This is a genomic window from uncultured Corynebacterium sp. (assembly GCF_946998835.1).
Classification (GTDB): domain Bacteria; phylum Actinomycetota; class Actinomycetes; order Mycobacteriales; family Mycobacteriaceae; genus Corynebacterium.
Window position 1 is genome coordinate 1 of the sequence record NZ_CAMQAZ010000049.1, and the last position, 10,112, is coordinate 10,112.

At 58.2% G+C, this 10,112-nt stretch carries 8 protein-coding genes; 6 read left to right on the forward strand and 2 right to left on the reverse strand.

Features of this window, described 5'->3' with window-relative positions; translation table 11 throughout:
* Nucleotides 1–146 precede the first annotated feature (146 nt).
* Genes Q0U90_RS11070 through pknB form a run of 4 tightly spaced genes read left to right on the forward strand, consistent with a single transcriptional unit; the run spans nt 147 to nt 6,486 of the window.
* Nucleotides 147–1,508, forward strand: a complete 1,362-nt coding sequence (locus Q0U90_RS11070) for an FtsW/RodA/SpoVE family cell cycle protein (RefSeq protein WP_297455045.1) — start codon at nt 147–149, stop codon at nt 1,506–1,508.
* Entirely contained in the window at nt 1,509–2,945 is a 1,437-nt protein-coding gene (locus tag Q0U90_RS11075) for a penicillin-binding transpeptidase domain-containing protein (protein WP_297455048.1), read from the forward strand.
* Between the two features lie 2 nt (nt 2,946–2,947).
* Nucleotides 2,948–4,405, forward strand: a complete 1,458-nt coding sequence (locus Q0U90_RS11080) for a serine/threonine-protein kinase (RefSeq protein WP_297455052.1) — start codon at nt 2,948–2,950, stop codon at nt 4,403–4,405.
* Nucleotides 4,406–4,458: 53 nt separating this feature from the next.
* Nucleotides 4,459–6,486, forward strand: coding sequence for a Stk1 family PASTA domain-containing Ser/Thr kinase (pknB, locus tag Q0U90_RS11085; RefSeq protein WP_297455055.1), 2,028 nt, complete (start codon nt 4,459–4,461; stop codon nt 6,484–6,486).
* 13 nt (nt 6,487–6,499) lie between these two features.
* Here pknB and Q0U90_RS11090 read toward each other — a convergent pair whose 3' ends face one another.
* Nucleotides 6,500–7,171, reverse strand: coding sequence for an aminodeoxychorismate/anthranilate synthase component II (locus Q0U90_RS11090; protein WP_297455057.1), 672 nt, complete (start codon nt 7,169–7,171; stop codon nt 6,500–6,502).
* A 135-nt stretch (nt 7,172–7,306) separates the two neighbouring features.
* On the opposite strand from Q0U90_RS11090, the gene crgA reads away from it, so the two are divergent.
* The gene (crgA, locus tag Q0U90_RS11095; protein ID WP_297455059.1) at nt 7,307–7,576 is read left to right on the forward strand and encodes a cell division protein CrgA; all 270 of its coding nucleotides are present in this window, start codon (nt 7,307–7,309) and stop codon (nt 7,574–7,576) included.
* A gap of 696 nt (nt 7,577–8,272) precedes the next feature.
* Here the strand turns inward: crgA and Q0U90_RS11100 are convergent.
* Nucleotides 8,273–8,839, reverse strand: a complete 567-nt coding sequence (locus Q0U90_RS11100) for a peptidylprolyl isomerase (protein ID WP_297455062.1) — start codon at nt 8,837–8,839, stop codon at nt 8,273–8,275.
* 234 nt (nt 8,840–9,073) lie between these two features.
* On the opposite strand from Q0U90_RS11100, the gene Q0U90_RS11105 reads away from it, so the two are divergent.
* Nucleotides 9,074–9,814: a hypothetical protein gene (locus Q0U90_RS11105; RefSeq protein WP_297455066.1), complete on the forward strand. Its 741-nt coding sequence runs from the start codon at nt 9,074–9,076 to the stop codon at nt 9,812–9,814.
* The last annotated feature ends 298 nt before the right edge of the window (nt 9,815–10,112 follow it).

A 10,112-nucleotide genomic window follows, 5' to 3' on the forward strand; every position in this document is an offset into this window, starting at 1 on the left:
GGCCGTTTGGCAGAGTCGGCACTGCCGGTATGTCTGTCCGTTTCCGACGATGACAGCACCAATGGCAACAAGGACGCCACATCCGCCGACAAGAAAGATGAAAAGCTGGGCTCGAAGCCAGGAGTCAACTGTAGGCAGGTGCGAAAATGAGTGAAACTACCACGAAGCGACAGCTTCGGATGAAGGAAATGCTCCTGCTGCTGCTGTCGGCAGGATTGTTGCTTTTGGCACTTATTTCGCTGGAACTGGCTCAGGGTAACTCCCTGACCTCCGATGTCTTTTACATCATCGGTGGATTCTTTGTGATTTTTGCGGTGGCGCATATCGCGCTGACCGTTGTGGCACCCAACGCCGATCAGGTGATGCTGCCGGTTGCGGCCACACTCAATGCGCTGGGGCTGGTGATGATTCACCGCCTCGACCTGGCTAACGGCACCTCATTAGTGCGCAACCAAATCATGTGGACCGTGCTCAGCGTGACACTGTTTGTCGGCGTAATTATTCTGCTGCGGAACCATCACTCGCTGTCGCAGTACTCGTATTTGCTGGGTCTCGGTGGACTGATCCTGTTGGCGCTGCCGCTGGTGTGGCCGTCGTCGATTGAATCTGATGCTCGCATCTGGATTTCCATCGGCCCGTTCTCCATGCAGCCGGGCGAGTTCGCCAAAGTCATGCTGCTGATTTTCTTCGCACAACTACTGGTGAATAAGCGCTCGCTGTTCAATGTCGCGGGCAAGCGTTTCCTGGGCATTGATTTCCCGCGTGTTCGCGACCTCGGCCCGATTCTGTTGATCTGGGGCATTGCCACCATCATCATGGCTCTGCAGAATGACTTTGGCCCGGCGCTGGTGCTCTTCGGCACGGTGCTGGCGATGCTCTACGCGGCAACTGGTCGTGGCTCCTGGCTAATCATCGGCCTGGTGCTGGTGACCATCGGCGGTGTCGGTGTCTATAAGGTCTCGGACAAGATTCAGGACCGCGTCACGCACTTCCTGGATCCGTTAGGTTCCTACGACGTGGGCGGCTACCAGCTCTCGCAGGGACTGTTCGGCATGAGCTGGGGCGGCATCAGCGGCACCGGCCTGGGCCAGGGCTACCCGCAGAACATCCCGGTGGCGCACTCTGACTTCATCCTCTCCGCCTTCGGCGAGGAGCTCGGTTTCATCGGGTTGAGCGCCATCATCCTGCTGTTCGCAATTTTGATTTCCCGCGCCATAGCGGCGAGCTTGGCAGTGCGCGATTCCTTCGGCAAGCTGCTGGCAGCCGGTGTCGCATTTTCGATGGCCATTCAGCTGTTCGTGGTCGCAGCCGGTGTTTCCAAGATGATGCCGCTGACTGGTCTGACCACACCGTTCATGTCCGCCGGTGGTTCTTCTCTGTTGGCCAGCTACATCATGTTGGCCATCGTGCTGCGCATCTCCGATGAGGCCAACCGTCCTTGGGGTATTCCGAGCAGCCCCTCCGGTTCCAATGATGCCGCCCACGCCACACAGGAGGTGAACCAGTAGATGAATAAGACCATTCGCCAAATCTTTGTTGTCGTGCTTGGACTCTTTGTCCTTCTGCTGGCCAACCTGACCTACATTCAGGGCTTCCAGCAGGACAAGTACGCCCACAACCCGCTGAACAGCCGCCAGTTTCTGGAGGAAAAGTCCAAACCTCGCGGCCAAATTAGCACTGACGGTGCAATCCTGGCGCACTCGGTGAAGAACGACAAGGGCTTCTATGACCGCAGCTACGACACCGACCCGGAGGCGTACGCCGCAGTGGTCGGATACCTGTCGGACATCTATGGCTCTGCCGGTATTGAGCGCTCTCAGAACCAAATTTTGAATGGCAGCGATCCGTCGCTGTTTACCTCCCGTGCCCTGGACATGGTCACGGGCAAGGAACCCTCGGGTGCCTCGACCGAGCTGACGCTGTTGCCGGAAGCTCAGCTGACTGCGTACCGCCAGCTCGCCGAGCGTGGCTACGTCGGCTCCGCCGTCGCTATTCGCCCATCGACGGGTGAAATTCTCGCGATGGCTTCCACGCCGTCGTTCAACCCGAATGACATCGCCGCCGGCGACGAGGGCACCTGGCAATCCCTGAATAGCAACGAGGGCGCACCACTGCTCAACCACGCCACTCAGCGTCCGCTGCCTCCGGGGTCCACCTTCAAGGTGCTGACCACGGTCACGGCTCTGGAGCAAGGTGCCTCTCCGGAGACGTCGGTTACCGGCGCACCGCAGATTACGCTGCCGGATACGACTACCAGCTTAGAAAACTACGGTGGTTCGACCTGCGGTGGGGACACTACGACGCTCCGCCAGGCCTTCGCGCAGTCCTGCAATACGGCATTTGCTGAGCTCGGTATGCAGTACGGGGCCGATGCTCTCAAGGACGTCGCTAAGCGTTTTGGCATCGGTGAGACCCACGACAACGCGGGCCTGCCAATTGAGGCGTCTACTGTCGGCGAGATTCCAGATAAGTCCTCGCTGGGACAGACATCAATTGGTCAGCGCGATGTGTCCTTCACGCCGCTGGACAACGCAATCATCGCCGCCACGATCGCCAACGGTGGCGTGCGCATGGAACCGCAAATCATCAAGTCCGTGCGCGGTGCCGACCTCTCCGAGATTAAGTCCTTCAAGCCGATCAAGGCCGACGAGGCAGTCACGCCGGAGATTGCGCAGACCGTGACTGAGCTGATGCGCGGTTCCGAGTCGCACTCCGGCGGCAACGGTTCACACATCGCTTCCAAGACCGGTACTGCGGAGCACGGTGCCGTCCGCGGCGAGTACGCACCGCACGTCTGGTACATCGCCTTTGCTCCGGACTCCGATGTCGCCGTGGCTGTCGTCGTGGAAAACGGTGGCGGTCAGGGCCAGAGAGCTACCGGCGCCTCCGTCGCTGCCCCAATTGGCCGCGCGCTCATTAGCGCGGTCGAACAGGCAGGTCGATAAGCATGGATGCCCATCAAGTCCAAGACATCGTCGGCAACCATTATCACGTTCGCCGTCTGCTCGGCCGTGGCGGTATGTCCACCGTCTGGCTTGCCGACGACTCCGCCAGCGGCGAACTGGTTGCTATCAAACTGCTGAACCAGGAATACTCGGACAACTACGAGTTCCGGCAGCGCTTCAAGAATGAGGCCTCGGCTGCGCGCAGTGTGAACAGCCCGAACGTGGTGAAGATTGTCACCTACGAGGAAGGCGACATCGGTAGCCACGGCGCGTGCTACATCGTCATGGAGTACATCCGCGGCGAATCCCTGTCGCAGGTGCTACAGCGACGTCGCACGCTGCCGGAGCATCTGATGCTCGATGTGCTGGAACAGACCGCGCACGGCCTGTCGGCAATCCACGCTGCGAACCTCGTCCACCGCGACATCAAGCCGGGAAACCTGCTGGTGACTCCCGAGGGCACCGTGAAGATTACGGACTTCGGCATTGCCAAGGCAGCCGAAGCGGTGCCATTGACACGCACCGGGATGGTCGTCGGTACCGCACAGTATGTCTCCCCGGAGCAAGCCCAAGGCAAGCAGGTAACTCCGGCAACGGACATCTACTCGCTCGGTTGTGTCGCCTACGAGATGGTGGCCGGTGTCCGCCCCTTCCAGGGCGACTCCACCGTTGCTGTTGCCGTGGCGCACATCAACGAGGCTCCACCGGCGCTGGCGCCGACGGTCAATCCGCATATCCGCGAACTCATCGGCGTTATGCTGCGCAAGGACCCGCAACGTCGATATGCAGACGGCCGTGAGCTGGCCCAAGCCGTGCTACGGGTGCGCGCGGGACACCGTCCGCCTCAACCTCGAGGTGTTACTCCTACGGTGCACCGACAGTCCAACGCCGCCAACCCGGCGACGACCGAACTGGGCGCCATGACACGGCCACCGATGCCGGTTTCTCAGCCACAGCGGCAACCACAGCGACCAGTGCAGCCCGCTGGACAGCGCAAGCCTGCGAAGAAAAAGAAGAGCAGCGGCTGCGGATGTGGTTGCGGCAGCATTGTGCTGTTGGTACTTCTCGTGCTTCTGGCCGGTGCCATCGCAGTGGTCTATTCACTATCGACGACCGGTTCTCTGCCGAACATCCCTGGTTTGGAGCAGTACCTTCCAAGCCAATCGCAGCAGACCACCGAGGAAGATACCGACTCCGACGATGGTTCTGACTCCGATTGGTCGGGCGGTAATTCCGGTAACTGGGGTACTAACGGCGGCAACTCCGGCGGCAACAACAGCTGGACGCCCAGTAACCCGACTGACCAGGGGGCTGACGAGTCCGCTCCGGACACCTCCGACTCGACGCAGGATTCAGGTACCGATAGCGGTAATGGCTCCACTGGTGGTGGACTACCGGGTATTCAGACACCGCCGAGCAATGGCGGTGGTAATACCTTGGGGAACCCAGATGCACAGTAATATTCACGTACAAGAAGTTTTGGTGGAAATCCTTCCGAAGGGACTGACGAACAATGTCTGGCAATGACGATCTCCTCTCCGGCCGGTATCGGCTGGGCGAGCTCATTGGCGTTGGTGGCATGTCCGATGTCTACCGAGCTGAAGACACTGTTCTGGGGCGCCCCGTCGCGGTCAAGATGATGAGGGCTGACCTTGCCAGAGATGAGAACTTCCTCGCAAGGTTTCGTCGTGAAGCGAAAAACTCCGCGCTGCTGAACCATCCGTCCATTGTTTCGGTGTACGACACCGGCGAGACGGAAAGCCCGATGGGGCTTGTGCCATTTATCGTCATGGAGTTGATTCAGGGCGAAACTCTGCGCGATATTGTTCGTCGTGAGGGCCGGCTCGACCCGAAGAAAGCCGCGTTAATCATGGCATCGGTGTGTGACGCGCTGACGGCATCCCACCAGGCCGGCATCATTCACCGCGACATCAAACCGGCGAACATCATGCTGACCAACACCGGCAAGGTGAAGGTCATGGACTTCGGTATCGCCCGCGCGCTCGGTGACTCCACCGCGATGACACAGACGGCTGCGGTGCTGGGTACCGCTCAGTACCTCTCCCCGGAACAGGCGCGTGGCAAGACCGCTGATGCCCGCTCCGATATTTACGCTGTCGGCTGCGTCCTTTTCGAGGCCGTCACGGGCTCCCCGCCATTCACCGGCGAAACCCCGCTTTCTGTCGCCTACCAGCATGTTCAAGATCAACCACCGCGGCCTTCGGAACAGATCAACACAGATCCGGCCACGGCACAGGCTCTCGACGCGGTGCTGCTGACCGCGATGGCCAAGGACCCGATGGAGCGCTATGACTCGGCGGAAGAGTTCGCCGAGGAGCTGCGTCGTCTCGCTCGCGGCGAGAATCCGTTGGCTCTGGCGCATCACGGCGCGCATGCCGACGACGCCAAGACCACCGAATTCCTTCCGGCATCGGCATCGGATGCCGAAACTCGAGTCGCTCCGGCTCCGGCTCCGGTTCCGGTTCCTCAGCCGGAGGAGTCAGCTCCACAATCGGAAGCTCCAGCGCAGGTTGCTGCTACTGAAGAGCCCGAAGAGAAGAAGAGCACGGGCAAAACTATCGCGCTGGTAGCCGCTGCCATGGTGGCTCTCGGCGGTGTCGGCTACGGTGCCTACCAGATTTTCGACTCGGCCAACAAGGTCGAGACCGTTGCCATCCCGCAGGTCGCAGGCATGAATGTCAATGAGGCCATGCAGGTTCTCGAGCAGGCGGGCTTTGTCGTCAACCGTGTCGACGAACCGAACCCAGATGTGCCGCGAGACACGGTCATCGCCACCGAACCGGGTGTGGGTTCCGGCCTTCCAGAGGGGTCGCGCATCAAGCTGCGCGTTTCCTCCGGACCGGAGTTGACCAACGTGCCGGATGTTCGGGACAAGAAGGCCGAGGAGGCGCGCCGTCTACTTGAAGAGGCGGGACTCGTCGTCAATCCAAAGCTGCGCGAGGAACCGCATGAAGAAATTCCTCGCGGCAACGTCATTGAGCAGTCCCCAGCTGCTGGTTCTCAGGTGTCGAAGGGCACTCGTGTAACTCTGACGGTTTCATCCGGGCTGGAGACCAAGACTGTTCCGGATGTCACTGGCCAGACCTTAGAGTCGGCTCGGACGACTCTCGAGTCCGCTGGATTCATCGTCGAGGTGGTCGAAGTTGACTCCACCGAGAAGCAGGGCACGGTTGTGGAGGTTCCGCAAAAGGGCACGGAGCTTACGGTCGGCACGACCGTCGAGCTGCACGTTTCGCGCGGCAACCAAATTAAGATGCCACGAGTTGAAGGCCAAACCTTGGCCGACGCGCAAAAGGCACTCTCGGATGCTGGCTTTGAAGGTCACATCCGCACTGAGGATGTCACCACCCTCGACCTGGCTAAGGTCGATCGAGTGGAGAAGGCCAGCCCATCGGCCGGGGACAATGTCAACAAGGACGGCGAAGTTACCCTCCGCGTCTACCGCCTAGGTGTTCCTCCGCCGGAAGAGCCCGACAACCCGGAGCCCGGCCTGAGGTTGCCGGAGTTGCTGCCTAACTAATTGCAGCTAGCGGCTAGTGTGCCAGCACGTCTGAGAAGGCGCGCTGGTACACGGCCTGCTGCTCTTCCAACTCCGCCAGGAGTTCCTCGGAGTACTCGCCGCCGGCCAACCGCAGCCAGTTGACCAACATGCGGTGCCCATACTGGGTGAGCACCGACTCCGGGTGGTACTGCACACCGTGAATCGGCAGGTCGCGGTGACGCATCGCCATCAACATGCCCGAATCCGTGAACGCCGTGGCAATGAGCTCCTCCGGCAACGTTGTCGGATTCACCGTCAACGAATGATAGCGCGTGGCAATAAAAGGACTGGGTACATCGGCCAGAACACCCGTGCCGTCATGCGTGACCGGGGAGGTCTTGCCGTGCAACAGTTCGTCGGCACGCACGACTCGCGCACCGAAGACCTCACCAATCGCCTGATGTCCCAAGCACACGCCCAGCACCGGCGTCGGATCATCCTGCCTGGTCACCGCGCGAATGATATCCTCTGTCCATCCGGCATTCGATGGCTCACCGGGACCGGGCGACAGCAAAATCGCATCAAATTGCTTTACGACGTCGTCAACATCTCGGAGACGCGCATCATCATTGCGCCAGACAGTAACCGTTTCACCGAGCTGGCCTATGTACTGGACCAGGTTGAACACGAAGCTGTCATAATTATCGACGACGAGAATCTGCATAACTGGGAATTCTACTGCCTGCGAAGTTCACTGGTAAGTTCGGATGCAAAGTTTACAATTGTGCATATATCGCGGGAGTGTAGATACCGCGCTGACCGCAATCTGCTAACTGCAACTTAAGGAATTTAAAGCGCTATGCCTAAGGCAAAGATCGAAAGCACTAGTTCGCCGCAATCAGGCGGCTCCTCCATCAGCCGTACCCCGGTGAAGATCAATAGCACCCAGACTCCGGTGTGGTACAAGGTGCTGATGTTCGGATTCATGCTGATTGGTCTGGGCTGGCTGCTGGTCAACTACATCGCAGGGCCGCATATTCCATTCATGGTTTCTCTGAACGCGTGGAACTACCTCATTGGCTTTGGTCTTTTCATTGTTGGTCTGTTGATGACCATGGGTTGGCGCTAGCCAGCTTTCAGGTTCCGCATCTCTTAAGGCGCATCCAATTTTGGGTGCGCCTTTTTTTGATATCTAAAACCGCAGGTCATTTTACCCCTGCTAATACACCCGATTCCCACACGATTTTCGCGAATCTTGGCATGTAGCTGTATATGAAGGCCGGAAAAGTTATCCACAGAAACCTGTGTAACAATCATGTAATTTGTGGATAACTGTGGAGAGTTTTCGTCTCAAATTTCCCACGGGTTACGGGGCGGAAACCGTAAAGCATCACATTTTTCGGCCTCTCCCCTGCGTCCACAGTATCCACAGCCTGTGGATAACTCTGTGAACAAGTAACATACTTGCAAGTCATTCTGTGTATAATTCCAATATTCTGCAGTGTTCGACCACTTTCGAACGAGGGTTCGTAAATTACAAGAATGGGATTATCCACACATGTGCACAAGTCTGTGGACAACTGTGGATTGTTGTAATTTGTGAAAATTGGGACCCGTAACGTTCAAATCGGCCGGTGTTCACCTAGGTGAACAGTGGAGAATTTTGTCCACAGGTCTGTGGACATGTGGAGAATCAACTAAATCTACTACTACCCCCACTACCCCTAAATGCAACATTGAAGTTACGGGCCGTCGTAAAGCGAAAATGAGCATGAAAAAACCCGCCCGGACGAGCGGGCGGGTTAAAGGCGAAGAAGCTGGCGGATTACTTCTCGATGTCGATGGAGGTAATCACGACCGGCTCCAGCGGGCGATCCCAGTGGTCGGTGGCCACACGGGCGATCTCGTCGACAACCTTCTTCGAGGCGTCATCAGCGACCTCACCGAAGATGGTATGAGCGCCATTGAGGTGCGGAGTCGGAACAACGGTGATGAAGAACTGGGAACCGTTGGTGCCGCGGCCGCCGCGCTTGCCGGCATTTGCCATGGCGAGCAGGTACGGACGATCGAACTGGAGCTCCGGGTGAATCTCATCGTCGAACATGTAGCCCGGGCCGCCGGTGCCAGTGCCCAGCGGGTCGCCGCCCTGAATCATGAAACCGGCGATGATGCGGTGGAAGATAGCCTCATCGTAGAACGGGCCGGACTCGGTGCCAGAGGCGTTCTGCCCCTTGTACTCCTTCGTGCCCTCTGCCAGGCCGATGAAGTTGTCGACGGTATTCGGCGCGTGATTGCCGAATAGGTCAATCACGATATCGCCATGGTTGGTGTGCACAGTTGCAGTAGCAGTCTTAATAGTCACGCCCCTTAGGATACCGACCTTGGTGGCCATTTGCGCCAACTAGTCAGCTTCTCTGCGAGAAGGTGCGACGAAAAGACTTCTGCGTTGACCCCCATGAAGATCAAATAGTGCCTAAGCTGGAATGTGACCCTGCTGTAGAAATTTCGGTGCTAGGAAAGATGGGCCTACCTATTGGGTCAATTAACCCAAGTGCCGCAGCAGCATTAATCGATGATTGAGAATTAAAGGCGAAGCCAGTTGGCGACGCACTAATTAAGGAGAGTCATGAACCCGAATGCGATCTCGCTGGCTGTGAAGGGACTCAAGTCCGCCTACGACAGCTACTCGGATTACCGGGACAAGAAGGCTGCAGAGCTCTACGACACGATGCAGGAGGCTAAGAAGGTGGCAGCTGCACAGAACGAGGCCGCAAAGGACGCGGCATCCGATTGGGCAGAAGATGTTAAGGAAAAGGTTTCCGACGCTCGCGATCAGCTCGCTGAGCAGGCTGAAGAACTGACCGGCAAGGTTGAGAAGAAGTCCAAGGATGCCAAGCGCAAGGGCAAGAAGACCCGTTGCAAGGCTCGCTGCGAGGCTAAGAAGGCTGAAAAGAAGGCCAAGAAGGCCCGCAAGGACCTCGAGGTGCGCACCCAGAAGGCCATCGACAAGGTGACCGGCAAGGAAGAGCAGCGCGCCAAGAACGGCCGCATTGCCACCGCTTCCCTGGTCTTCGCTGTTGTTGCGGCGATTGTCGGTGTCATCGTCTGGAAGCTCCGCAAGGACGACAAGCTCCCGGTCGACCCGGCTCCGTACCAGCAGAAGGCTGAAGAAGTTAAGCACAAGGTCGAGGAAAAGGCTGAAGAGGTAAAGGAGACCGTAGAGGAGAAGGCTGCTGAGGCTTCCAAGCAGGCTCAGATTAAGGTCGACGAGGTTAAGACCGAGAAGAAGAACGCTGAGGACGCTAAGAAGATCTCTTCCAAGCCGTCCAAGCCGGCTCCGAAGCCGGGTCAGGCTCGCAAGAAGTAAATAGGCGGCTGCGGCTAGATAAGCCAAAATCCTTTTCACGCTCGATCGTTCTGTGCAGTAGGTGCGCAGACGGTCGGGCGTTTTTGGTTAAGCAGCAAACCTGACAACTTCAAAAGACGGGCTGCAAATGTGAAACTGTGCGAGTTTATGACACTTTCAAGCCATTTTTCAGGCCATTTTTGACATAAACGCGGTCAGTAACTCGCATGCCCAGAACGCAAGAATCCCCCGGCCTTACGACCGAGGGATTCTGTTCCTTGTGGAGCTTAGGGGAATCGAACCCCTGACCTCCTGCTTG